This window comes from Pseudomonas sp. GM49, assembly GCF_000282355.1.
GTDB lineage: Bacteria > Pseudomonadota > Gammaproteobacteria > Pseudomonadales > Pseudomonadaceae > Aquipseudomonas.
Map to the genome: position 1 here is coordinate 25965 of NZ_AKJL01000179.1, position 23209 is coordinate 49173.

The 23209-nt window shown below is 58.3% G+C and carries 20 protein-coding genes and 2 pseudogenes; 9 read left to right on the forward strand and 13 right to left on the reverse strand.

Features of this window, described 5'->3' with window-relative positions:
• Positions 1-16 precede the first annotated feature (16 nt).
• Both PMI29_RS12835 and PMI29_RS12830 read left to right on the forward strand, forming a co-directional pair.
• Positions 17-967, forward strand: a complete 951-nt coding sequence (locus PMI29_RS12835) for an aldo/keto reductase (RefSeq protein ID WP_007999073.1) — start codon at positions 17-19, stop codon at positions 965-967.
• A gap of 64 nt (positions 968-1031) precedes the next feature.
• Complete coding sequence (locus tag PMI29_RS12830; RefSeq protein WP_007999075.1) at positions 1032-1964, forward strand: LysR family transcriptional regulator; 933 nt, start codon at positions 1032-1034, stop codon at positions 1962-1964.
• A gap of 56 nt (positions 1965-2020) precedes the next feature.
• Here the strand turns inward: PMI29_RS12830 and PMI29_RS12825 are convergent, their stop codons facing one another.
• The 9 genes and pseudogenes from PMI29_RS12825 to PMI29_RS12795 form a co-directional block, all read right to left on the reverse strand.
• The gene (locus PMI29_RS12825) at positions 2021-2293 is read right to left on the reverse strand and encodes a DUF2790 domain-containing protein (RefSeq protein WP_007999077.1); all 273 of its coding nucleotides are present in this window, start codon (positions 2291-2293) and stop codon (positions 2021-2023) included.
• A gap of 223 nt (positions 2294-2516) precedes the next feature.
• Positions 2517-2846, reverse strand: a pseudogene (locus PMI29_RS0130215) (Lrp/AsnC ligand binding domain-containing protein); the annotation flags it as partial.
• A 132-nt stretch (positions 2847-2978) separates the two neighbouring features.
• Positions 2979-3107: pseudogene (locus PMI29_RS32015) on the reverse strand (IS30 family transposase); the annotation flags it as partial.
• A 128-nt stretch (positions 3108-3235) separates the two neighbouring features.
• Entirely contained in the window at positions 3236-4663 is a 1428-nt protein-coding gene (locus tag PMI29_RS12820) for a GGDEF domain-containing protein (protein WP_007999081.1), read from the reverse strand.
• Between the two features lie 780 nt (positions 4664-5443).
• Positions 5444-6673 (reverse strand): alanine racemase, encoded by a 1230-nt coding sequence (gene alr / locus PMI29_RS12815; RefSeq protein ID WP_007999083.1) that lies wholly within the window; start codon positions 6671-6673, stop codon positions 5444-5446.
• Positions 6674-6863: 190 nt separating this feature from the next.
• Positions 6864-7289, reverse strand: coding sequence for an N-acetyltransferase (locus PMI29_RS12810; protein WP_007999085.1), 426 nt, complete (start codon positions 7287-7289; stop codon positions 6864-6866).
• A gap of 275 nt (positions 7290-7564) precedes the next feature.
• On the reverse strand, positions 7565-8620 hold the full coding sequence (locus tag PMI29_RS12805; protein WP_007999089.1) for a YkvI family membrane protein: 1056 nt from the start codon (positions 8618-8620) through the stop codon (positions 7565-7567).
• Between the two features lie 96 nt (positions 8621-8716).
• Complete coding sequence (locus PMI29_RS12800) at positions 8717-9097, reverse strand: RidA family protein (protein ID WP_007999091.1); 381 nt, start codon at positions 9095-9097, stop codon at positions 8717-8719.
• A gap of 27 nt (positions 9098-9124) precedes the next feature.
• Positions 9125-10261: an NAD(P)/FAD-dependent oxidoreductase gene (locus tag PMI29_RS12795; protein WP_007999093.1), complete on the reverse strand. Its 1137-nt coding sequence runs from the start codon at positions 10259-10261 to the stop codon at positions 9125-9127.
• Positions 10262-10445: 184 nt separating this feature from the next.
• Between PMI29_RS12795 and PMI29_RS12790 the strand changes: the two genes are divergently transcribed.
• Complete coding sequence (locus PMI29_RS12790; protein WP_007999094.1) at positions 10446-11060, forward strand: helix-turn-helix domain-containing protein; 615 nt, start codon at positions 10446-10448, stop codon at positions 11058-11060.
• Between the two features lie 3 nt (positions 11061-11063).
• On the opposite strand, the gene PMI29_RS0130220 is transcribed toward PMI29_RS12790, so the two are convergent.
• On the reverse strand, positions 11064-12533 hold the full coding sequence (locus tag PMI29_RS0130220) for an efflux transporter outer membrane subunit (RefSeq protein ID WP_007999096.1): 1470 nt from the start codon (positions 12531-12533) through the stop codon (positions 11064-11066).
• Between the two features lie 83 nt (positions 12534-12616).
• Here PMI29_RS0130220 and PMI29_RS12785 point away from each other — a divergent pair, with 83 nt between their 5' ends.
• The 3 genes from PMI29_RS12785 (at position 12617) to PMI29_RS12775 (ending at position 17668) form a co-directional block, all read left to right on the forward strand.
• A complete protein-coding gene (locus tag PMI29_RS12785) occupies positions 12617-13240 on the forward strand; it encodes a TetR/AcrR family transcriptional regulator (RefSeq protein WP_238541665.1) in 624 nt (207 codons plus the stop codon).
• Positions 13241-13361: 121 nt separating this feature from the next.
• Positions 13362-14561 carry an efflux RND transporter periplasmic adaptor subunit gene (locus PMI29_RS12780; protein WP_007999100.1) on the forward strand — a complete coding sequence of 400 codons (1200 nt, stop codon included), beginning with the start codon at positions 13362-13364 and terminating at the stop codon, positions 14559-14561.
• Complete coding sequence (locus PMI29_RS12775) at positions 14558-17668, forward strand: efflux RND transporter permease subunit (RefSeq protein ID WP_007999102.1); 3111 nt, start codon at positions 14558-14560, stop codon at positions 17666-17668. Before PMI29_RS12780 ends, PMI29_RS12775 begins: the two co-directional genes overlap by 4 nt.
• On the opposite strand, the gene PMI29_RS31195 is transcribed toward PMI29_RS12775, so the two are convergent.
• Positions 17657-18103 (reverse strand): helix-turn-helix domain-containing protein, encoded by a 447-nt coding sequence (locus PMI29_RS31195; protein ID WP_081501675.1) that lies wholly within the window; start codon positions 18101-18103, stop codon positions 17657-17659. The genes PMI29_RS12775 and PMI29_RS31195 overlap by 12 nt on opposite strands.
• 81 nt (positions 18104-18184) lie before the next feature.
• Between PMI29_RS31195 and PMI29_RS12765 the strand changes: the two genes are divergently transcribed.
• The gene (locus tag PMI29_RS12765; protein ID WP_007999106.1) at positions 18185-18667 is read left to right on the forward strand and encodes a DUF2938 domain-containing protein; all 483 of its coding nucleotides are present in this window, start codon (positions 18185-18187) and stop codon (positions 18665-18667) included.
• Positions 18660-19139: an acetyltransferase gene (locus PMI29_RS0130225; protein ID WP_238541666.1), complete on the forward strand. Its 480-nt coding sequence runs from the start codon at positions 18660-18662 to the stop codon at positions 19137-19139. Before PMI29_RS12765 ends, PMI29_RS0130225 begins: the two co-directional genes overlap by 8 nt.
• A gap of 128 nt (positions 19140-19267) precedes the next feature.
• Here PMI29_RS0130225 and PMI29_RS12760 read toward each other — a convergent pair whose 3' ends face one another.
• Positions 19268-20761, reverse strand: a complete 1494-nt coding sequence (locus PMI29_RS12760) for an MFS transporter (protein WP_007999108.1) — start codon at positions 20759-20761, stop codon at positions 19268-19270.
• Between the two features lie 112 nt (positions 20762-20873).
• On the opposite strand from PMI29_RS12760, the gene soxR reads away from it, so the two are divergent.
• Entirely contained in the window at positions 20874-21338 is a 465-nt protein-coding gene (gene soxR / locus PMI29_RS12755) for a redox-sensitive transcriptional activator SoxR (RefSeq protein WP_007999110.1), read from the forward strand.
• A gap of 16 nt (positions 21339-21354) precedes the next feature.
• Here soxR and PMI29_RS12750 read toward each other — a convergent pair whose 3' ends face one another.
• Entirely contained in the window at positions 21355-23142 is a 1788-nt protein-coding gene (locus PMI29_RS12750) for an ABC transporter ATP-binding protein (RefSeq protein WP_007999112.1), read from the reverse strand.
• Positions 23143-23209 lie beyond the last annotated feature (67 nt).

The following is a 23209-nucleotide window of genomic DNA, read 5'->3' on the forward strand; positions in this document are numbered from 1 at the left end:
GGCCTGGAGTAAAGACATGACCTATGAAGCCTTTCACGACGGACTGCGCGATACCGGGTTTGTGCTCAACCATGGGGCGGTCGAGATGCCGGCGGTTGGATTCGGTACCTTGTTCCGCGATCTCGCCACCACGACCCAAGCGGTCAAGGAAGCGCTGGCCGCCGGTTTCCGCCATTTCGATTGTGCCGAGCGCTATCGCAACGAAGCACAGGTTGGCGTTGCGCTGAAGGAGGTGCTGGAAACGGGCAAGATCCGCCGCGAGGAGCTGTTCATCACCACCAAGCTGTGGAACACCAACCATCGTCCGGAGCGCGTCGAGCCCGCGTTCGAAGCCAGTTGCCAACGTCTGCAAGTGGACTACATCGACTGCTACCTGATCCACACGCCGTTTGCCTTTCGACCCGGCGAAAACCAGGACCCGAGGGACGAGCAGGGCAACGTCATCTACGACAACGGCGTGACGTTGATCGAGACGTGGCGGGCGCTGGAGCGACTGGTGGATGAGGGACGGGCCAGGTCCATCGGTGTGTCCGATATCACGCTGGAGGCGCTGAAGGCGCTGGTCGCCGTCGCCCGGATAAAACCCGCCGTGGTGCAGGTCGAATCCCACCCTTATTTGCCGGAGTGGGAGTTGCTTGAATTCTGCAAGGTGCACGGAATCATCGTGCTGGCGTTTGCGCCACTGGGGCATGGCATGCAACCGAATGTGCTGGAAGACCCGGTGATCACCGGCATCGCCCGGCGCGTGCAGAAAACCCCGGCCCAGGTCGCACTGGCCTGGTCGGTGCAACGTGGGGTGGCGTTCCTGACCACCTCGGCAACGCCGAGCCATATCCGGGAAAATATCGATATCTCGACCTTGCCGCTCAGGGCCATGGTTGAAATTCAACAAGACATCACAACCCGTATACGCTTCAACTCGGTGGTTGAAACCGGTGTCCCCGGATTCATTCCGCGCAAGCAGTAGTTGCTGATGCCAGGGCGGTCCGTCACAGGACCGTCCTGCTTGCCTATCCCTTGAGGTGAAAACGATGGATGTTTTCCAGACCCTGCGCTGTTTCACGGCGGTCGCCCAAAGCGGCAGCTTCACGGCAGCGGCCGCGATGCTGGACACCACCACGACCAACGTTTCAAAAGCCGTTTCCAGCCTGGAGGCCAGGTTGCAGACGCGGCTGATCAACCGGACCACCCGGCGCCTGGCGTTGACCGAAGCCGGTGTGCGCTATTTGCAGCGCTGCGAGCGGATTCTGCAGGACATGCGCGAAGCCGACGAAGAGGCGGGCACGGCGCAGGTCATGCCCGCAGGCCGGCTGAAAATCCATGCCATGTCAGCCATTGGCAACCATTACGTGATCGGTGCCATTGCCCGCTACCGAGAAATCTGGCCTTCAGTGTTGTTCGATCTGACCGTGACCAATCGGTTGCCGGATTTGCTGGAGGAGGGCTATGACATGTCGATCGTGCTGGCGCGGGACCTGCCCGACTCCGGATTCGTCGCCCAGCGGCTGGGCATCACCTACAGCATTCTCTGCGCCTCGCCTGAGTACCTGAGCCAACGCGGGATTCCCGAGTCGCCGAGTGATCTTGGCGGCCATGATTGCCTGCGGATCGTCAACACGGTCATGCCGGTCGAGCACTGGGTATTTGAAGGTCCGCAGGGGATAGAAACATTCAGCACGCCGGTGTCGCCCTTTCACGTCAACACGGCCGACGCCATGACCTTCGCGATCAAGAACGGGATGGGGATTGGCATTCAACCGATTGCTTCGGCCGTCGAGGGTCTGCGGGCGGGGACATTGGTGCGCGTATTGCCGGGGTATCGGCTTGAAGAGTTGAACCTGTTTGCGATCTATCCGTCACGCAAGTTCGTGGATGCAAAAATAAAAACCTGGGTGGAATTTCTGAAGCATTCCATTCCGGGTGTGCTGGCGTCTGATGAAAAAATTGTCGGTGGATCTGTGTAGCGTTGTGGCTGGCGCTGTACGCATGGAGTGTCGACCCTCCATCGTCCGTACAGTGCTCACCCGTTCGAGCAACCGGTGCCCATCACTTGATACTCAACGGTGCGGCGTTGGCCCCGGGAATCTTCATAGGTCATGCGCGCCGGAACCGGTCCGCATTCGTTGGCGATTTCCGATACTTCGATGACGCGCTTGATATCAAGCCTGGTGCCGTATGTGTAGGTTTCAACCGGCGGTTGGCTGGTGGCGGCAGTCGAGTGGCTGTCGTCTGCAAAGGCCTGGGTGCCGGCGCTGCCAAGCGCAAGCAAGAGTGCGATGTTCAACAGTTTCATGATCTTCACCTCGTGGTTAAAGCGTTATCCCTTGAACGATTTCTCCCGCGTGAGTGGATAGCGCCTGCTTGGCTTTACTCACTTGGGTAGAACCGATGGTAGGCGTTTGGCAAGGGCGCAAATATCGGTCGGCGGGATAAACACTGTTGCCGGATTGATCATGAATAGAGGGGGCATTGGGGCTTTGGCGGGGAGTCGGTCTCAAGACTTCTCCCCAGGCACATCAGGAACTCTGCCGATCGATATCGCGCCGCAGAACGACAGCGGTGGTGATGTCTTCAACGGATTCGTGACTGGCGACTGCATCTCTGACCCGGTTCAGATCATCGATGGTTCGCGATTCGACCTCAATGACCAGGTCGAGCTGGCCACTGACCGAGGAGATGCGTCGTACCTGCGAGTTTTGCGCCAGAAGGTCCAGCAGGCCCATTGCAGGTGTGCGTTTGAGGCATACAAGAAGGATTGCGCGAATCACGTTGGCATCGATTTCGCCGATATCGGCCCGGTAGCCTCTGATCACGCCATTGCGTTCAAGGTTGATGACCCGCTCGCTTCATTCGCCTAGGGACCCTCCTTGAGCGGGCGCTGTGTCAGTCATTCAATATCTCTGTTTGCGCTATTCCCAGTGAGAGGCTGTTTTTGGCCGATGTCTGCCTGTCACCACCGTCAGCTCTGGGTTGTGGATTCAACCGGTCGATGCAACAGATTGGGCAAATCGTTCAGCGGGCGTTCCGTAGTTTAGTGTTTTCCGAGGGCGGCTGTTTAGCTGCCTTGCCACTTGATTGAGCGTGGCTTGCGAGTGATCCGCAAAGTCGGTCGAAGCCAGGCGCAGCCTGCACGTTGTGAAAGGAGCGCTCCGAATGTGCAGATCGAATAACGCCCCATGCTGTGGCGCATAGCCGGGTATCGGTGCCGACGCTTTCGGCGACTTCGAGACGATAGTCAGGGCAGTGGTTGGAGACTGGTTTTGATGGTGGTGACCACACGGTTACGGCCTTCGTGTTTAGCGTGATACAGGCGTTGATCGGCTGTATGCAGAATTGCCCCGATGGTGTCGCCGTCGCTGCCGGATTGCGATACGCCGATGCTCACTGTGACCGCGGTTGACCGCTGCAGGCCATGAAAAGAATTATTAGCAACGGTGCCTCGCAGACGCTCAGCGATTACGTGCGCGCCTTCAAGTGAAGTTTGAGGTAGCAGTATCATGAATTCTTCCCCGCCCACTCGGGCTACGCCGTCATACGGCCGGATCGAATCGAGGCATATCTCCACGAAACTCTTCAGGATGTCATCGCCAACCTGATGCCCGAAGCGATCGTTGATGGACTTGAAATTATCCAGATCGAGTGCCAACACGGAGAACGGCGCACCGCCGCGTAGGGTCCGGCCAATTTCGACTTCGACCCGCTCCATGAACCGACGCCGATTATCAGCGCCTGTCAGTGGATCGGTCGCTGCAAGGTGTCCGAGTTCTTGATTGGCGCGCTGGAGTTCCTGCAGGGCGCTCTCGGTATACGCCATCGATTCGGCAAGACGCACCATCAACTCCTCTTGGCTGTAAATTTTCGAGAACGACCGTGTGGTGAGGAACGCTTGCACTACCCCATAGCTCAACATGAAGAATCCACCGGCGAAGATTGCATGAGCGAGCCACCACATATGGTTCCACGGACGTGCAAGGATGAAGGCAAGAGATGACAGCGCGAACGCGGTGACCGAGATGACAAAAATCATCATCAGCGGCGAACGGATACGGCGCAGCAAGAGCATTATCACGGTCAATGTGGAAAGAACCAGGGCACCACCTTCCATCGAGAGGCGCACCGCGAGATTGCCGGCGATCGGCGAATTCGCGACGTACGCCACTGCCACGTCAACCAGCAGGAACAGTCCTATCCAGATCAACCAAAAGCGGGCCTTCATCCGTTGGTCCGCGGCATCAGGTGGGCGGTGGTACGACAGCATTCCGACTAACAGCAGAATCGACATGACCAGTCGAGAGGCCGGTCCATAAAGCAGGAAGAGCCAGATATTGTGGTGTGCAAGCCCGGTGAACGCACCGTGCAACGCGTAGATCAGGACAAAACCGAGAAAACCAAGCGTCATCCATCGCAGTAGCGGATCTCCCGATGACTGATAGCAGCGCCACGTTACGTAAGTAACAAACGAGCCTGCCAAGGTGGCTGCCGTGATCGCAACTATATGGAACAGGTGATTCTCGAATGTAAGCGAGGGGTCCTGAAAGAAGTATAAGTAGCCAATCAGATAGGCCGGAACAAGCGCAAAACCTGCAAGCAGCAAGAAGGCGTAAACCTTGGCCATGAGGCGAACGGCTTCAGGTGGCTCGCCAGTGGCGATGAGATTGCTCATGGTTCCCTCCAGGGTTGAATCCATCAAGCCAGCACCGGTCCGCTGTTGGAACCGCCTGCATGCCAACGGTCCCTCGCTGCATTACGCAAACATGGGATGGAGCGATCTTTGGCATTTCAATATTAGACTCCTTACCAATTTCTGCTGCAGAAGCAGATAAAAATGCTCACGCGAACGCAGTTCGCTAATGACGAATGTCTCGTTGTTTTCATCGGCCAAGGGCTAGCTGTCCTTCCTCCAAATCAGGTGGACACCATGCCTGGACGAGTCAGCCAGATGACTTTGCCGGATGCATACAGATAACCGGCCTTCAATGTGTCCACCGGACGGCTGTCTATGACTGATTCCATTTTTAATGCAAAGAATTCTAATAGAAGTGAAAAGTCATCAGTTCGTTCTCATTTCCAATGAACCGTAACGGTTAGGCTGAAGCACAACTGCCTCTTCGTGTAGGCCCGAACACTGATGGACGTTTCGCTTGATCCATGTGTAACGGCGTTTCCTGGCAGGTTTGATTTTTCTTTTGAGCGAGGCGGTAGGAATTTGTCCAGAGGGTGCCGGACCAGGCTGTTCACTGCCATGGCGCAGTAGTGAATATCTCAGGCAACTGCGCCGTCACCGGCGATACATTGAGTCAGCGCGGAAAAAACATAATGGTCACCTTCCGACAAGAGAATGCGACCTCTCTCCTGTCGGTCCCTGCCATACATTTGAGCTTTTCCGCGCTTGGCAAAACTGTGCCCGAATGAGCGCGCCCTGTAATTCACGATGGTGGCGGGATTACTTCTCGACCAGTATTTTCGGGTTGGCGCTGCCCCAGACGGTATAGAGGTCGGCCAGAAGCGCGCCGTTGATCTCTTCGACTTCAGCCTGGCTGACTTCGCTTGCGCCTTGCTTGCCAAACAGCACTACTTCATCACCTGCCTTGACGTCGGGTGCATCCGAGACATCGACCATCACGGTGTTCATCGAAACCTTGCCCACCACCGGCACGCGATGACCATTGATCAATACCACGCCTTTATTGGTGAACACGCGGCGATACCCATCGGAGTAACCGACCGTGATGTTGGCAAGTTTCGAATCGCGTGTCAGGGTGAAGGTGCGGTCGTAACCCACTGTGTTTCCAGCGGGATAGTTATTGACCGAGGCCACATGTGACTTGAATTGCATCACGCGCCGATATTCAGTGCGCGAAATGACGGTATCGCCAAACAACGCGCCGCCCGTGCGCACCATGTCCAGGCGCGATTCGGGTACTTCCAGGGTGGCGAAGGAGTTGGCCGCGTGCAGGGTTATTTTCTTGCGATCGAGCTGGGCCACGTCCATCAGCCAGGCCGCTTGTTCGTTGAAGGTTGCCAGGCCCTTGCGTACGTCGTCCTTATCCTCCACCGCGAAGTGGGTCATGATTGCGACCACTTCCAGATTCGGTACCTTTGTGATTGCCACGGCGTCTTTCTTGCCCTGTTCGGTGGCCATTTCCACGCCGTTACGGCTCATGCCGCTTGAGTTAAGGCCGATGTGAACCTGCAGTTTGCGACCGTGCTTATGTGCAAGATCGGACGCCTGGCGGGCGAAATCGAGGTTGCCAACCAGTTCCTCGACGTTGTACTGCAGAGCATTTTCCAGCTCCCCCAGGGAAGCGGTGCGAACACGGATTAACTGGCCTTTAAAGCCGCTTTCGCGAACCACTCGCGCCTCTTCGTTACTGGCGACCGCCACACACGGTACACCCAGCGCGATCACCGAAGGCATCACCAACCCGATACCATGACCATAAGCGTCGGCCTTCAGTACCGCACAGAGTTTCGACTTGCCGGCCAACTCGGCTTGCAGGGCACGGATATTGTGCTCTAACGCGGTCTTGTCGATTTCAATCCAGGCATTACTGATTTGCGCAGTCAGCTCGGAGTTGCCGTTAGTGAGCGACAGCGGCGGCGCCGCCTGGGCCTGGCTCTGCAAAAAAAGCAGGCCGAGGGACAACGCTAGAACAGTACGGGTAAAGGGCATTTGAAACTCTCCATGTAATCGGTCTTTTTATTATTCCGATACCGATTATTGGAAGGCGATGTAAGTTGCCGTTGTACGCCGCGTTCGAAGATGTAAAAACATGTAAGGAATTTGTTCGCGGCCGTTGTGGGTGCCGGTGTCTGCAATGTGCAAGTCGGGGATCGCTTCGCCTGTAGCTACATTAGTCAGATCAGGCGACCCAGCGCATCACCTTCTCAAGGTGGCCAGTGTGCGCGTCCAGTTGTTCATTGAGAACTACAAAGCCCTGGTTCTCATAGAAATGGATACTACGCGCATTCGCCGAATACACAGTCAGCTGTAGAGTTGACTTGGATGCCATGGCGTCCGCGAGAAGCTGCGTACCTATACCGTCCCCCTGACGTTCAGGCGATACGAATAGCGCGGCAAGTGTGTCTCCATATACAGAGCAGAATCCTGCTACCGTCCCGTCTGCCTCAAACACTCGGGACATGGCGCCGGGTAGGTAGACGTCACGCATAGCATCAAGCTGGCTATGCCAGAATTCGGGGGCTATGAAGTGATGGGCCTGGATTGACGCTCGTAGCCAAATGTCCAATACGGGCTCCAGGTCAACGTTTCGAAAGTCGCGGATCATGAGGCCTCAACGATTGAGTCAGGAAGAAAACATTGTGTCATATGCGTGCTCCGCGCAACGGTCCTCCGTTTGCAGATCTGCCTGGCACTGATTCTGATCAAACAGCAATACTTGGCGCTGGAACTGTGACCGTCAACGCCAGCACCGGTTTGCTCTGGGCGTTGACAGTCTGTTTGGGCCGCTGGCATGAGTATCGCCCCGTACGGCCTGTCGATTCCGTTGACGGTCATGGTCGCACTGATCGTTTTTTTGCTCGGCACGCCACTATCGGCTGATCAAGCCTGGGCCAGGCGTCCTACGCGTAACCAGCCAACGACCACTGCGCCAATCAGTAAAAAGCCCAGGTAGCCAAAGAGTGGATAGACCTGACCCACCAGGCTGACAAACCCGACCAGGCTGCCGGCGAAAGCCAGCACGCCAGCGGCCGCAGAGCCGATGCGGAATTTGCGAGTGCCTGCCGGCAGTAGCCGGGCCGAAAAGGAATACAAGGTACCGACGGCCGTGTTGACGATCATCAGGAAAATGATCACCGCCATCAGCAGGCCGAGGACCGGCGAAACCTCCGTGGCGATGGACAGCATGGGCATTGGCAAATCCGCCACGCTGTCCAGGCGTGACAGCAATCCCAGGCTCATCACCAGCATCAGCAGCCCCAGCAACGCGCCACCGAAGATGCCACCCCAGATGGCCTGCTTCTCGGATTTCGCGGCACCGCCCATGATCGCCAGAAACGGCACCCCGGCCACGATGTTGTAAGACACGTACAACAACGCTCCCAGCAGCCAATGGTTTGCGCCAGCGTCTTGCTGGCTGGCCAGTTGATTGAGTTCACCGAAACTCAAGCCTCGGGTTGCAACGCCATACAGGGCTACCGCTACCGCCGTCAGGATCAGCAGCGGAGTGACGGCGCCGATCATGCCAATGACTTTCTGCACATCCAGGCACACGATGGCGACCACGATCAGGGTCACCGCCACGCTGCCGAACATGGCGGGAATGCCGAACTGTTGTTCCAGCAAGGCGCCGCCGCCGGCCAACATGACCACGGTGACCGCAAACATGAAGAAGGTGATCATCAGGTCGACAAAGGTGCCCAGGTAGCGTCCGCACAGTGCATACACTACGTCCTTATGGGAACTTGCCCGCAGTCGGCTACCCATGCCCGCCAATGCCATCCCGAGAAAAGTGAAGAGCGCGGCGCTGACCACCGCCCCGAGCAGTCCCCATACGCCGAAATCCACGAACATCAGCAGCAGCTCCCGACCAGAAGCGAACCCGGCGCCGACAATCACTCCGACAAATGCTCCGGCTATTTTCAGACTTTCTTTCATGACGATTTCCCTCGAATTGTTTTTGTTATGGCTTATGGGGACGACCACTGTTCATGGCCATCCCGGGGCATCGCACTGGCAAACAGCAGAGGTGGGTCAGCAGGCGCCGACCCAGGCCTGGACTTCGATCTCCACATCGACCCCGAGCGCCAACTGGGCGCCGCCGACGGTGGAGCGCACCGGGAAACCATTCTCGAAGTGGCGCTTGTACACCTCGTTGAAACCGGCGAAATGTTGCATGTCCGTCAGCCACACCGTGGCCTTCACCACCTGGTCAAAACCCACGCCGCATTCGGCCAGGGTCTCGCCGATGCGGGCCATGGCGGCTTCGGTTTGCTCGCGGATATCACCGAGCACCACCTCGCCCAGAGGGTTCATCGGTACTTGCCCTGAAAGGAATAGAAAGTCGCCGACCCGAATGGCCTTGGAGAACGGATAGGGCAGGTGGCTGGGGTAACGCTGGAGATTGTCAGACATGGTAAGGAACCTCGTTGGGATAAATGATCAGCGCAAGCGGCCAGGGGCCAGGCGATGTGGCTCGACGCCCTGGCGGCGCAGTGTTTCGGGGAGGGGTTGATCGAGCAATTGCGCGCAGGCCAGTTGCGATACGCCGGCCGCGGACTGAATGCCATAACCGCCTTGGGCCGCCAGCCAGAAGAAGCCTTCGCAGTGATCATCCCAGCCGACCACCAGATCGCCGTCGGCGACGAACGAGCGCAGGCCGGCCCAGCTGTGGCGTGGGCGGCGGATGGTCAAGGAGGTGGCGGCTTCGATGTGGTAGATCCCGGTGGCGATATCCAGCTCTTCGGGCATCACGTCCTGTGGCGGGACGGGATCGGCGTTGGCCGGCGAGCCAAGCAGTTGGCCGGCGTCCGGTTTGAAGTAAAAACTTTCGTCGATGCCGATCACCGCAGGCCAGCGTGAGAAGTCCATGCCCTCAGGGCCGTCGAAGGTAAAGGCGGTGCGTCGGCAGGGCTGCATCCCAATGGGCTTCACGCCGCATTGCTGCGCCACCTCGTCGGCCCAGGCACCTGCGGCGTTCACCAGATTGCGTGCGCGCAACTGGCGGCCGTCGGCCAGTGTCAGGTGCCAATGACGGCCCTCGCGGGTGGCGACACTCAGTTGGGCGTCGCACTGCAGTACGCCACCGGCTCGGCGCATGGCCCGCAAAAAACCTTGGTGCAATGCGTGGACGTCCAGGTCGCGGGCGTCGGTTTCGAGCATCGCCCCGACAATCGCCTCCGGGCGCAGGCACGGCACCAACGCAAGGGCGTGCTCGGTATCAATCAATGAAACATTGCCAGCCTGTGCCCGGCTGTCTTCGAAGGTTTGTTTCAGCAGGGATTGCTGCCCCTCGCCTGCGACGTACAGGCAGCCGCGAGGTTCCAGCAGCGCATGCTCGGTGAAGTCCGTTGGCGGTTGCTCATAGAAGTCCCGGCTGGCGCGGGTCAATGCCTGGATCTGCGGTGTGCCATAGCTTTCCATGAACATCGCGGCGGAGCGTCCGGTGGCGTGATAACCCGGCTGGCTCTCACGCTCGAGCACCACAACGCTGGCTTGCCCGGCCAAGCGATAGGCCAGGGAGGCCCCCGCAATACCACCGCCGATGATGGCGAAATCGAAACATTCGCTGCCGTGCATATCGAAGTACCTCCTGTCTCTGGGGATGGGGAAGAAATGTTCTTCCCTCTATTTTTATAATTCTCAGATAAGAGAAATGTAAGATATGAGAATTTCCCAGTCAACCCATTACCTTGAGGTATTATTCCAACCCTTGCCTTGGCTCAGCCCCAGGCACCGTTTTTCGTACGACAGAGAAGTTTGCATGAGTTCCGATCGAGTCTCGTGTCCCACGGACCATCCCCTGATAGATCGCGCCCAGGTCGGGGCGCGCCTGCGTGTCATCCGCAAAAACCAGAAGTTGACGCTCAAGCAACTGTCGCAGCGTTCAGGCGTGGCGCTGTCGACCTTGTCGAAGATGGAGCTGGCGCAAGTGTCGGTGAGTTACGAAAAACTCGCAGCCGCAGCTCGGGCCCTGAGTGTGGACATTTCCCAGCTTTTCAGTCCGGCCAAGGCGAGCGTCAGTGCTGTACAGCCCACGGTGGTCAGCACCGCCATCGACAGTGCGGCGGGTTACAGCACGGGCAATTACGAATATCACCCGATGGCGGGGGATTTCCCCGGGCGCAGTATGACGCCCATGTACGCGCGGATCTGTGCGCGCGAACTGAATCAGTTCGAAGACTACATCCGTCACCCCGGACAGGAGTTCGCCATCGTCCTTTCAGGTCGAGTGCGAATTCAATTCGAAACGGGTGAATCCCTCAGCATCGGCTGCCGCGAAACAGCGTATTTCAACAGCTCAATTGGTCATGTCTATCTGGCTGAAAGCGAGGATGGCGTCGACGCTGAAGTGATGGTGGTGATGTCGGAGTACTGACACCTATTGAGCTGGCTCCAGACTCGCTCCGCCGACAGCCTTGTACAGTGCGACCACAGCCAGTGCCTGCTGCTCGACAACGTCCACAGTGCTCAGTTGAGCGTCGCGCAAGGCCGTCGCCGCGTCGAGACGATTGAGCAGATCGGTGATGCCGCGTTGGTAAAGCGTATCGGCATGGCTGGCCGTGCGCTGGGCGGCCGCGAGACGAATCTCTTCCTCCATGGCTTTGCGGCGCCCGACATCAATGGCTGTGAGTGCATTTTCGGTATCCTCGATGCCTTCAAGCACTGCCAGGCGGTACGCAAAGATTGCTTCCGTCAAACCCGCTTCGCGCGCACTCACGACCGCGCGGCGTGCACCCCAGTCCAGCAATGGGATGTGGATTGATAGCCCTGCGGATGCGTTCGTCGCGCGTTCGGCCAGAGGTGTGCCGAGCAGGCTGCCATTGGCTGTGATGTCTCCAACTAGCGTCATGCGCGGGTAGAGATCGGCGACAGCGATACCCAGCTCCGCGCCGGCTAGTGCAATCAAGCGTTCTGCACGCTGGATTTCCGGGCGTACGCGCACAAGATCGGCAGGTAGAACACGCAGTGCCAAGCGTTCGGCCACGGGTTGTGGCATCGGCTTCAGTAAGTACGAGTCGATGGTGGCTTTACCGGTCAACACGGCGATGCGCTGGGCGGACTGCTGTATGGATTGTTCGAGCAACGGCAGTTGCGCCGCTGTTTGCGAGGCTGACGTCAGGCTGCGATCAATGTCGAGATTGCCCACGATGCCAGCGGCGCGGCGGTCACGCGTCATCGCTACGAGACGGTTTTGATCTTTGAGATTTTCTCTCTGAAGAGCCAGGCGGCGCTGCGCGCTGCGTAATTCAATGTAGCTGCGCACCACTTCGGCGACCACGGAGACACGCGCCATTCGCGACTCGGCCAGCGCGCTACCTGCTGTCGCGCGGGCGGCTTCTTCGGTAGCCGCAAGGCGCCCGAACAGATCAAGCTCCCAGGACGCATCAAATCCCGCTTGAAAGTAACTGCTGGTTCGCGACCCGGCAGGAGGCTGTAGATCATCTTCCAAGGTGCGCTCGAAGTCACTTTCGGCGGGGCCGGACAAGCGCTTCTGGCGACGGCCTTCAGCGGTTGCGTCCACCTGAGGCAAGCGTTGAGCCTCGGTCGTTCGCACCAGCGCCCGGGCGGCTTGCAAGCGATTGCTGGCCTGCAACAGCGTCAGATTCTGTTCAAGCGTCTCTGCAACCACTGCATCAAGCACCGGTTCATCAAACGCTCTCCACCACTGAGCCGGGTCGACGCTCGGTACGCGGGGCACGGTGCCACGGTTCACCCAATCGGTCGCAACGGGCTGTACGCTTTCTGATTGCGGGCCAAGCTTTGCGCATCCCGCAAGCGCGGTGGCCATGACCATGGCCGCGAATAAATGCGGCCTTTGCCTGGCATGAGAGGTTGCCTGTCGGTTCATGGAAAGATCCTTTCGTATCGTTGCTTGACTGTGCCTGGGGTTTTCTCAATACTAGACTAAGTAGTCGATCTAATGAAGGGGGGGTGCAGTTCAGCACCTGCCTCTATGGAGAAGAAATGAGAAAAGTTGATCCTGAGAAACACCAGGCCAAGCTGCACCAGATCCTCGAAGCAGCTGTCATGTGCTTTGCCGAAAAAGGCTTTCGCGGCACTTCGACCAACGAGATCTGTGCTGCTGCGGGCATGAGCCCTGGCAACCTGTTTCACTATTTCCCCAATAAGCAGGCAGTGATTGAGGCCATTGCGGAGGAAGACCGACGCGAAATGAGCGGGCGCTTTGCCCAACTGGCCGATGAACCCGATGCCATTGTGGCTGTTGAGCGATTGGCAAAGGGTCTCTTGAAGCAATGCGCCGATCCTGTCTACGCCAAGATCGGGGTAGAGGTCGTTGCCGAGTCCATGCGCAACCCTGAAATGGCCACGTTATTCGCTGCCAGCGAGGCTTCGATCAAGGGCGATCTGGTAACGCTGCTCCAGCGGGGGATCACCCAAGGTCAGATTGACGCGACCCTGGATCCGAAGATCGCTGCTACCTGGCTCATCGCTCTTATTGACGGCGCGGTCTCTCGCTCTGTGCTGGATCGGGATTTCAAGCTCAAAGCCTATACGCCAACGCTGATGCGCATGATCCGTCGATTTCTTGAATAGATCGCTTCACTAAGTCCATTGCCTATGCGCCGTCCCTTCTCCAGTGAAAGCTGGAGCCGCATGGGTGCGCGCCAAGCTCAGGGTTCTCCTTCGTTCCGACACGCTTTTTCGGACTACCTCAATGAAAACTCCGATGAACCCCACCCCCGCCATTCCTGGTGTGCCAAGACCCGGCAACCTGAAGCTTTGGGCGGGTGTCTTCCTGCTGCCGGTCAGCTTGGGCGCATGGTTGCTTTGGCCTTCCAGCGAGCCCGTAGCCTCCGTAGCGCCCCCACTGCGTGTCAGCACTGTCGCTGCTGGCCCGGCGATGCTCGATCATTCTGTGCAGGTGAATGGAACACTGGTTGCCCGCGAGGAAATCGCGATCAGTTCATCCGTGCCGGAACAGCGTGTGGCAGAGGTGAAGGTGGAGGAGGGCGACAGTGTCCAGGCTGGACAGTTGCTGGCTCGACTGGAAACGCAAGGGCTGGACGCGCAAGTTCGCCAGGCGCAAGCGACATGGGCTCGTGCGCGTGCGGCAGTCGACCAACAGGAAGCTGTCACAGTTGAAGCACAAGCCAGCTTTAAGCGCATCGAGCCGCTGGGGGGAAGTGGGACGGTCAGTGAGCAGCAGGTAGATGAGCGTCGCGCCCAGGCGGACTCAGCAGCGGCCAGTCTGCGTGCTGCACGCGCAGAAGTTGACCAAGCGCTCGCGCAACTTGCCGACGCTCGCCACCAGCGGAGCAAGGCTGACATCCAGGCGCCCTTTGCAGGTGTCATCGCGGAGCGCGCGGCACGTGCCGGCTCGCTGAGCGGTGGTGACCCCATGTTCCGGCTTGTTCGAGAGGGGCTCATCGAACTCGAAGGGGAAGTGGCGGAAACCGATCTGATCGACATCGCGCCAGGACAAACGCTTCGCGTCCAGATTGCCGGGATTTCTTCTCCCATGGAGGGCACGATTCGACTGGTGGTCCCCAAGGTTGATGCTCGATCCCGACTCGGTCGCGTACGCATTGCGTTGGGCTCTTCCCCTCTGCTTCGCGCCGGCACCTATGCCCAGGCGACGCTGGGTCTGGAGCGGCGCAAGCTCGACGTGACGCTGCCGGCTCGGGCGCTTTCTATCATCGATGCCAGTCGGGCTTCCGTGATGCATGTCAATGACCAGGGGATCATCGCTCGGCGAATGGTGACAGCCGGTCGGCGCAGCGGCGACTTGCTGGAGATCACCTCGGGCTTGCAGGCCGGTGAGCGCGTAGTCGCGAATGCATCCGCTTTTGTGCGCGAAGGCGATGTTGTAGTTACCTCCGCCGCTGATGCGCCTCTGACCCAGGAGACGCCATGAGCTTCCAGATTTCATCCTGGGCGATTCGACGGCCCATTCCCACGCTGGTTCTATTCTTCCTGCTGGCTGTCGTAGGCACCAGCGCTTTCTTGCGCCTGCCCATCAACGCGAATCCACGCGTGGACTTTCCCGTCGTCACCGTTGCTGTCACTCTGCCGGGAGCCGCGTCGAGTGAATTGGAAAACGCTGTCACCCGTCGCGTGGAAAATGCCATCGCCGGGCTCGCCGGTATCCGGCACATGAGTTCAACGCTGAGCGACGGCACCTCGCTGACCACGGTTGAATTTCAACTCGGCGTTGATCCCGACCGCGCAACGAATGATGTGCGTGAAGTCGTCACCGAGGCGCGCACAGAGTTGCCGCAATCGGTGCTTGAACCACGCGTTTCACGGGTGGATGTGGAAGGGGGCGCGATCCTCTATTACGCGGTCGATTCCACTGAGCGCAATACCATAGAACTTTCGTGGTTCGTGGACGAGACCGTCAGCCGAGCCTTGCTCGCGACGCCCGGCGTACAGCGTGTGCAGCGTATGGGCGGCGTGAATCGGGAAATCCGGATTGAACTCAAACCTGATCGGCTTGCCGCACTTGGCATCAGTGCCGAACAGGTCAACACACAATTGGTGCAGAGCAACGTGGATGTGCCTGGCGGACGCATCATTCTTTACGGCCGCGAACAAGCTATCCGCACGCTAGGGAGTGCCGCAAGCGTTGAAGAACTCGCGGCCCGTCCGATCGCGCTTTCAGGAGGGCGGTGGGCCACGCTGGCCGACCTGGCGACCGTCCGCGATGCCAGTAGCGAGAGTCGGGAACTTGCCCGGTTGAATGATCGGGAAGTGGTGGGGTTTGCCGTTTACCGCGCCAAGGGCTCCAGTGATACTGTGGTTGCGAAGGGCGTCGAAGACACCATCGCCGGACTCCAACGCAGCTATGGCGATCTCAAGATCCAACAGTTCGCCTCCTCGGTGGACTACACCCGCTCCAGCTACACAATGTCCATGATGACATTGTTGGAGGGCGCGGGCTTGACCGTCATCGTGGTGTTTTTCTTCCTGCGCAACTGGCGCGCCACCCTGGTCGCGTCCATCGCGCTTCCGTTGTCGATCCTGCCGACATTCGCCGCCATGGCATTGCTGGGCTACACCCTGAACAGCATCACCTTATTGGCCTTGACCCTGGTGATCGGCATTCTGGTCGACGACGCGATTGTCGAAATCGAGAACATCGAGCGCCATCTGGACATGGGCAAGCGTCCGTTCCGTGCCGCGATTGATGCCTGCGATGCGATCGGCTTCGCTGTCGTTGCGATCACCGCGACCATTGTGGCCGTGTTTCTGCCGGTCAGTTTCATTGGTGGCTACATCGGACAGTACTTCACGCAGTTCGGCATCACGGTTTCCGTCGCCGTGCTGGCCTCCATGCTGGTCGCACGGCTGGCAACGCCGCTGCTTGCTGCCTATTTGATGCAGCCCAAGCCTGGAGTGGGTTCAGGTGGACATGGCACGCACGCCCAACCGGGCAAGCTTATGGGACGCTACCTGAGCGTGTTGGAATGGTCGCTTCGCCATCGCCGGACAGCACTGGGAGTCGGGGCCGCGTTTCTCATCAGTTCGCTTCTCTTGATTCCCTTGCTCCCCACGGGGTTCCTGCCCGTCAGCGACCTGAGCCTTACGCAGGTCAATGTCGCGCTGACACCGGGCACACCACTCGCTCAGACCGACGAGAAGCTGCGAGAAGTCGGTAACCGGATCGCCCGGCGCAAGGAAGTGAGTGCCGTGTTCACGCTGGCTGGAGGCCAGGATGCGGCTGGCGCCAATGATGTCACCAAAGGCATGCTTCTGGTCCGCCTCAAGTCACCGAGTGACCGCGAACTGGATCAAAAAGGGTTCGAGCAATCGTTGCAGCAAGATCTCAATCAGTTCGATGACATACGCTTCACATTCCAGGGGGGAAGCGATGGACGTGATGTTTCCATCATCCTGCTGAGTGCGGATCCCGCACAGTTGTCAGAGACCGCGAACGAACTTCAGCGACAAATGCGAGGCGTCGCAGGCATTGCCAACGTTCAGGTCACCGAACCGCTTGCCCGCCCGGAGTTGTTGATCCAGCCGCGTCTGCACGAGGCAGCACTGGCGGGCATCTCTGCCTCCAGTATCGGCAACGTCATGCGCATCGCCACACTCGGTGAAGTCGATGCAAGCTCTGCGCGATTCAACCTGACGGATCGACAGATACCCATTCGTGTCGCACTTGATGAGCGCTCACGCGGTGATCTGGATATTCTTCGAAACCTGAGCATTCCAACCGACGACGGCAATAGCGTTCCGCTGCATGCCGTCGCCACTCTCGGCTTCGCAGATGGGCCAGCCCGCATCGAGCGCTTCGACCGTCTTCGCCGGGTATCGGTAGATGCGGACCTGAGTTCTGGCGCCACCCTGGGCGATGCCCTCGACAGCATCAACACTTTGCCTGTACTGCAAGCGTTTCCTGACGGCGTGCGCCGTGTTGAATATGGTGATGCCGAGTACATGAACGAGATGTTCGACAAGTTTGGCGTGGCCATGGGGTTTGGCATCCTGATGGTGTATGCCGTCCTCGTGCTGCTGTTCAAGGATTTTCTGCAGCCCATCACGATCCTGGTCGCGCTTCCTCTGTCCATCGGTGGTGCCATTGCGGGCCTGCTGCTCTATGGCGCAGCACTCGACCTTCCCGCGATGATCGGTATCTTGATGTTGATGGGCATCGTCACGAAGAACTCTATTCTTCTGGTCGAGTTTGCCAATGAAAAGCGCCGGGAAGGGGTTTCACGCCGGGACGCACTTCTGCGTTCGGGAGCAGAGCGTGCCCGCCCGATCATCATGACGACCATCGCCATGGCCGCCGGAATGGTGCCCGCTGTACTCAGCAGCGGTGCCGACAGTGGCTTTCGGGCGCCCATGGCGGTTGCTGTGATCGGAGGGTTGATCACGTCTACCGTCCTGAGCCTGGTTTTCGTTCCGGTGGTGTTCACCTATATGGACGATTTGCGCAGGTATCTCGCCCAAAAACTGACGCGATTGACCTCGGTCACCGAGCGGGATCGAAAGGAGGGGGATTCATTGGTGTGATGATGGACGAACGGCAGAAGGACCTGCTGTCGAACGCTTGCCCCGCTTAAAGGCCCCAGCCGCCGCGATTTTGAGTAACCGGCGAAAATTCGGGCATTCAGCGTGGCTAGGGGCAGGGCATGCAGCCGCATGCCGCAATCCCCGACTCATTGCCTGCAGTTGCTTGACTGTCGCATCAATCTCATCGGCCTTGGCCAGAAGCACGTCTCTATCAACAACGGCCTGACCACTCGGGGAAAGCATGGCATGTATCTCGTCCAGCGAGAGACCTCCAGCCTGTCCGAGTGCGATAACAGCCAACTGCTCAACTACAGCCGACGCAAACTGGCGGCGAGCCCCGCGCGGGCTGACTGACGCGATCAACCCTTTTTTTTCGTAGAAACGCAATGTGTGGGCAGGAATTCCCGTGCGTTTGACGACCTCAGTGATATCCATTTTCAGCCCATTGACTTGAAGTTGACTTCAACTTCTATCATGCATTGGCAAGATTAATTGGTCCATGAAAAAGAGGTAGCTATGGCATCGCTGGAAGTGGTTGCACACGTTTTTCTGTTGGGGGTTGGCGCTACCGTCGTCATGGATTTGTGGATGTTCCTCATGAAGTTTTTTGGCGTCCCAACGCTGAATTTCGCCTTCGTCGGGCGCTGGGTAGGTCATGTGTGCCAAGGCAAATTCGCTCATGCCAGCATTGGAAAAACGACACCTGTCCGAGGTGAAGTGGCTCTGGGTTGGGTGGCGCACTACGCCACGGGCATTGCTTTCGCGGTGTTACTGGCATGCATTGAAGGTGTTGCCTGGCTGCAGGAACCAACCTTCCTGCCAGCAATCGCTTTGGGAGTCGCAACAGTGGCAGTCCCGCTCTTTGTTATACAGCCCGCCATGGGGGCAGGATTTGCATCCTCGAAGACGCCGACGCCAGCCACGAACTGCATGCGCAGTTTAATTAACCATGCCGTCTTTGGAGTTGGCCTCTACCTGTCTGCTGTGGTGATTGCCTGAGCGTCGAAGTGAATGGAGGGCGCTGGTACCAGCATCGAATGCATTTAGATCTTCCCGGCCCGGCGAGGGTGAGCGTGCAGTCGAAATTTGGCGAGGCGCGGTTGACGCTACGCATGACTTTCTGTCGCTGCAGGATCGCCTTGCCATCGACGAGATCGTGTGCGGCTTTCTGCCCCAAGCACCGCTCTGGTTTGCCGTGGATGCTAATGATTACCCGCTGGCTTTCATGTTCATCGACAACGGACACATGGAGGCACTGTTCGTCGATCCAGCTTGTCGCGGAACAGGTGTTGGCTCCGCGCTCGTGCGCCACGGCCTTGCACTTCATCCAAAAATGACAACCGACGTCAATGAACAGAGCGGTCAAGCAGTTGGCTTCTATGAAAAAATCGGATTCAGGCGCACAGGCCGTTTGCCACTCGACGGGCAAGGAAGGCCTTATCCGCTCATCCACTTGGAATGTATGAACTAATTGATCGGCCGCTAAGTTCTGATCACGGGTGACTCACAACGAACTCTGCTTTCTCGCTTCATGCGCCGCAACGCGCTTTCGCTTGCGGCGTTTTTATTACCAACGTTTCGTAAGCGCCAGGGCATTCGTTAAACCTGGCGAACCTCCCCAGCTTTCGAGTGAAATCGGATCACACGCAGGGCAGTAAAAACGGCAAAGATGGGCGCGAGCGCGAACACTCCAAACAACCAGCCCGCGGCGCTCGCCATGCCGGCAATACCTCCGGGATCAGTGAGGCCGGCAAGGTTTGCCACCATTCCCGCGAGAGCAGCGCCAAGCGCGGTGGCGAATAACTGTACGGTCGTAATAGACGCAGCGGCCAGGTCCTGTTCGCCAGCCGGCGCGACCTGAAATACACGGGTCAGCAGATGCGGCCAAGCCAGCCCTACGCCCAATCCAATTGCGACGAGCGCAAGGCAGATCGGCGTGACCATCAGCCAGCTGCCTGCACTTTCGGTTCGAATCAAAATGGCAAGCGCTACCATGCCGGCCAATCCAAGGACCGGGCCGGCGAGGATCGAGCGCCTGATGCCTTTGCCGCTCGCTCCAGAACTTGCAATTGACCCTAGCGTCCATCCAGCAGCCATGAGCGCTGCGAGATAGCCGGCGAAGAGCGGGGATTGATGGTGGAGGACTTGGAGGAAAAGCGGCACGAAAATCTCGCCACTGGTAACGGCGACTGCAAGCAGCGACATAGTTGCATACAGCGCTCCCAGTGCCGATGTGATTCTGAATGCCCCTGCTGGTAGCAGCCTATGGCGGGCGCGGCTTTCCGTCGCTATCAGCAGGGCCGTCAGGATGGCGGCGGCGGCAAGGCCCAAGATGTTCCAGAAGAAGATTGGCGAGACGCTACCAGCGGAAACGGCGAGAACTGCCGATGTCAGAAAAACGAGCTGGGTGAGTGGAAGCGGCGAGCGTTCCGATTTTTCAGCGTTGCGTTTGGGCAATACGACCGCAGCCAGCAGGGCGAACAATGCTGCGACGGGGATTAGGGACCAAAAAGCCGCTCGCCATACACCGAGTTCAGCGAAGATGCCGCCGACCGCAGGACCGATCAGCGTTGCCACCCCCCACATGCCGGAGACCAACGCCATCGCACGCGGCCACAAGGCTTCATTGAAAACCAGCCGTATCATGGCGTAGGAGAGGGCGAATAGAAAACCGCCGCCCAGCCCCTGAATAAGGCGGCCGGCCAGCATTGCGGGCATTGACGGGGCAAACGCACATATGAGGGAGCCGCTCGCAAACACCACCGTGGCGATGATGTATGCGCCGCGCGGCCCAGCGCCGATCAGCAACCTCGCTGATAGTGCCGAACCGAGGATGGAGGCCGCGACGAACAGCGTGGTGTTCCAGGCGTAATAGTCGATGCCACTGATGTCCCTGACTACTGACGGTAGAATCGTGGTCGCAATGTAGACGTTGATCGCATGGAGGACGACGCCCCCTGCCAGCGCTAGCGAGCGCATGCCATTCGAACCGGACAGCAGGGCGGTCCAGCCTGCATTTGAAGGATGGCCATCCAGAGGCGCCCCCACCTCTGGCACGGATTGTTGATCAGATGAGGCGTGATGCATGTTCATGTCGGCTCCATTTCAAGATTACACACGCGGCTGCGAATGAGGCTTGCGAAGGCAAACCGACATCCCTTATAAAACCTCATGTAAAGATGAGGTCAAGAGGCGTTTGGAATCCATGATCGATGTGCACTTGCCACTTTCGGTAGGAGAGCTGGCCCGCCGATGCGGCGTCACTGTCGCGACAGTCCACTTTTATGAGGCGAAAGGCCTCATTCAAGGTCAAAGGAGTGCGGGCAATCAGCGTCGCTACACCCGGGAGGTACTTCGCAGGATTGCCGTCATCAAGGTCGCACAGCGCGCAGGTATTCCTTTGGCGACCATCAAGGCCGCGCTGGACGAACTCCCATCCGGGCGTCCGTTAACGGCGAAAGACTGGACACACCTCTCCACAGTCTGGAGGGATATGCTGAGTGAACGGATTAGCAGTCTTACTCGGCTTCGCGATCAGCTCGACGGGTGTATCGGCTGCGGGTGTCTTTCCATGGACGAATGCCCGCTGCGCAATCCAGGTGATCATTTGAGCAAACTCGGGACCGGTGCCGTTTTGATCGAGGAAGGCATTACGGCGACAGGTGTGTGACGCAAGAAAGCGGGGCTCAAGGCCCCGACTTTACAAGCGCAGCATAAACACCATTGAGGTTCGTCAATTCGGTATGCGTTCCCTTTTCAACGACGCGACCACGCTGCAGAACAACGATTTGATCTGCATGGCGAATGGTGGAGAGGCGGTGTGCAATCGTGATTGTGGTTCGGCCTTTTGACAGGGCCGCAAGGGCAACCTCCATGGCGCGTTCGGTCCGTGTATCCAACGCACTGGTCGCTTCATCAAGAAGAAGAACCGGAGGGTTGCGCAAAATCGTGCGTGCGAGCGCAAGACGCTGTTTTTCTCCTCCAGAAAACCTGTATCCCCGATCTCCAACCAGCGTGTCATACCCTTCGGGTAAGGCCGACAAACTGTCGTGGATTTGCGCAATCCTGGCGGCCGCGATCAGCTCTTCGTCGGTCGCGTCTGGCTTCGCAAAGCGCAGGTTCTCTGCCACAGAGGCGTAGAGAAGATAAGGTTCCTGCGTCACTACACCAAGCAGACCGGTAACGGTTTCAAAACTGAGTGTACGGACATCCACGTTGTCATAACGGATTTCACCGGCATTGACATCGTACAGACGAGCCAGCAGATAACCCAACGTGGTCTTACCTGACCCTGTGGCACCCACGATGGCGACACTGGACCCGGCAGGAATGTCGATTGATACATCCGACAGTGTAGGTTCCTGGCTGCCGGGATAAGAGAATCCAACATTCTCCAGCCGAACCGCGCCTTGCATTTGCAGCCGATCTAAAGTGACGGCATCAGGCTTTTCGGTGATCTCTACGGGCTTGTCGAGGTACTCGAAAACCCGGGTGAACAAGGCTCGGGTGGTGCGCAACTCTCTTCCGATCTCCAGCAACCCTTCCAGCGGCCAAAGTAATTGCTCCTGCAAGGCAATCATCGCCACCAGCGTTCCGATAGTGGCCGGAACGCCGGCGTTCATCAACAAGCCGCCCAGCAGAAGGGTGAGTGCCGGGAACATCGACAACATCAGCAAAATCAATTGCCACTGCCATTCTCCTGCGGTGTGAGAACGGACCTCCAGCCTTGCGACATCCTTGGACGTGCGTGTGAAACCTTGGGTCAAATGCGCACCACGCCCCATGGTACGGGCCAGGATGACACCAGAAATCGAAAGAGACTCTTGGACCGCTGCGGACATATCGCCAAGGCGAACCTGCTGTTCGTGCGTAATGGCTTCCCGCATCTTGCCGACGCGGTCACTCAGGATGATAGAAACAGGCACCGCAATCATCGAAAACAGGGCGAGGCGCCAGTCGAGTAGAAACATGGCGATGGTTGTCATCACCACGATGCTGAAATTGCGCGCCAACTCGTTGGCCGTATTGGTGACGAGCGTTTGCAGGCCCCCGATGTCGCTGGCTATGCGTGATTGGATTTCCCCAGAACGTGTCGCTGAAAAGAAGGAGAGCGAGAGCGATTGCAGGTGCGAATACAACCTTACGCGCAGGTCATGCATGATCGATTGGCCGATCTTCGTAGACATGACAATCTGGAGTGTATTGAGCCCGGCAGTGAGGGCGGCAACGCCAATCAGTCCTCCCGCGAGATAGGCAAGAAGGCTCATATCTGCATTAGGTAATGCCTCGTCAATAATCTCCCTCAGCAGGAAAGGGGAGGCCATTCCGACGGCCGAACATACCAGGATCAGGCAGATGACCCGTGCGATTTGCAGTTTATAGGGCGTGAACAGCGCAATGATCCGCTTTGCCGAGACATGCCTGGCTGCAAGGTCATGGTAGGTAGTGCCTCTTGTTACTTCAGGTCCAGTCATTTTCTGTTCCAGCCCAATAGGCTCCGAATTGTTTGCCCACCGTCGGCAGGCGTTCCAAACACCGATA

Excerpts from the sequence above, each read along its gene's own strand:
- PMI29_RS12835 (WP_007999073.1), top strand. The coding sequence starts at position 17 with ATGACCTATGAAGCCTTTCACGACGGACTGCGCGATACCGGGTTTGTG.
- PMI29_RS12830 (WP_007999075.1), top strand. The coding sequence starts at position 1,032 with ATGGATGTTTTCCAGACCCTGCGCTGTTTCACGGCGGTCGCCCAAAGC.
- PMI29_RS12825 (WP_007999077.1), bottom strand. The coding sequence starts at position 2,293 with ATGAAACTGTTGAACATCGCACTCTTGCTTGCGCTTGGCAGCGCCGGC.
- PMI29_RS12820 (WP_007999081.1), bottom strand. The coding sequence starts at position 4,663 with ATGAGCAATCTCATCGCCACTGGCGAGCCACCTGAAGCCGTTCGCCTC.
- alr (WP_007999083.1), bottom strand. The coding sequence starts at position 6,673 with ATGCCCTTTACCCGTACTGTTCTAGCGTTGTCCCTCGGCCTGCTTTTT.
- PMI29_RS12810 (WP_007999085.1), bottom strand. The coding sequence starts at position 7,289 with ATGATCCGCGACTTTCGAAACGTTGACCTGGAGCCCGTATTGGACATT.
- PMI29_RS12805 (WP_007999089.1), bottom strand. The coding sequence starts at position 8,620 with ATGAAAGAAAGTCTGAAAATAGCCGGAGCATTTGTCGGAGTGATTGTC.
- PMI29_RS12800 (WP_007999091.1), bottom strand. The coding sequence starts at position 9,097 with ATGTCTGACAATCTCCAGCGTTACCCCAGCCACCTGCCCTATCCGTTC.
- PMI29_RS12795 (WP_007999093.1), bottom strand. The coding sequence starts at position 10,261 with ATGCACGGCAGCGAATGTTTCGATTTCGCCATCATCGGCGGTGGTATT.
- PMI29_RS12790 (WP_007999094.1), top strand. The coding sequence starts at position 10,446 with ATGAGTTCCGATCGAGTCTCGTGTCCCACGGACCATCCCCTGATAGAT.
- PMI29_RS0130220 (WP_007999096.1), bottom strand. The coding sequence starts at position 12,533 with ATGAACCGACAGGCAACCTCTCATGCCAGGCAAAGGCCGCATTTATTC.
- PMI29_RS12780 (WP_007999100.1), top strand. The coding sequence starts at position 13,362 with ATGAAAACTCCGATGAACCCCACCCCCGCCATTCCTGGTGTGCCAAGA.
- PMI29_RS12775 (WP_007999102.1), top strand. The coding sequence starts at position 14,558 with ATGAGCTTCCAGATTTCATCCTGGGCGATTCGACGGCCCATTCCCACG.
- PMI29_RS31195 (WP_081501675.1), bottom strand. The coding sequence starts at position 18,103 with ATGGATATCACTGAGGTCGTCAAACGCACGGGAATTCCTGCCCACACA.
- PMI29_RS12765 (WP_007999106.1), top strand. The coding sequence starts at position 18,185 with ATGGCATCGCTGGAAGTGGTTGCACACGTTTTTCTGTTGGGGGTTGGC.
- PMI29_RS12760 (WP_007999108.1), bottom strand. The coding sequence starts at position 20,761 with ATGAACATGCATCACGCCTCATCTGATCAACAATCCGTGCCAGAGGTG.
- soxR (WP_007999110.1), top strand. The coding sequence starts at position 20,874 with ATGATCGATGTGCACTTGCCACTTTCGGTAGGAGAGCTGGCCCGCCGA.
- PMI29_RS12750 (WP_007999112.1), bottom strand. The coding sequence starts at position 23,142 with ATGACTGGACCTGAAGTAACAAGAGGCACTACCTACCATGACCTTGCA.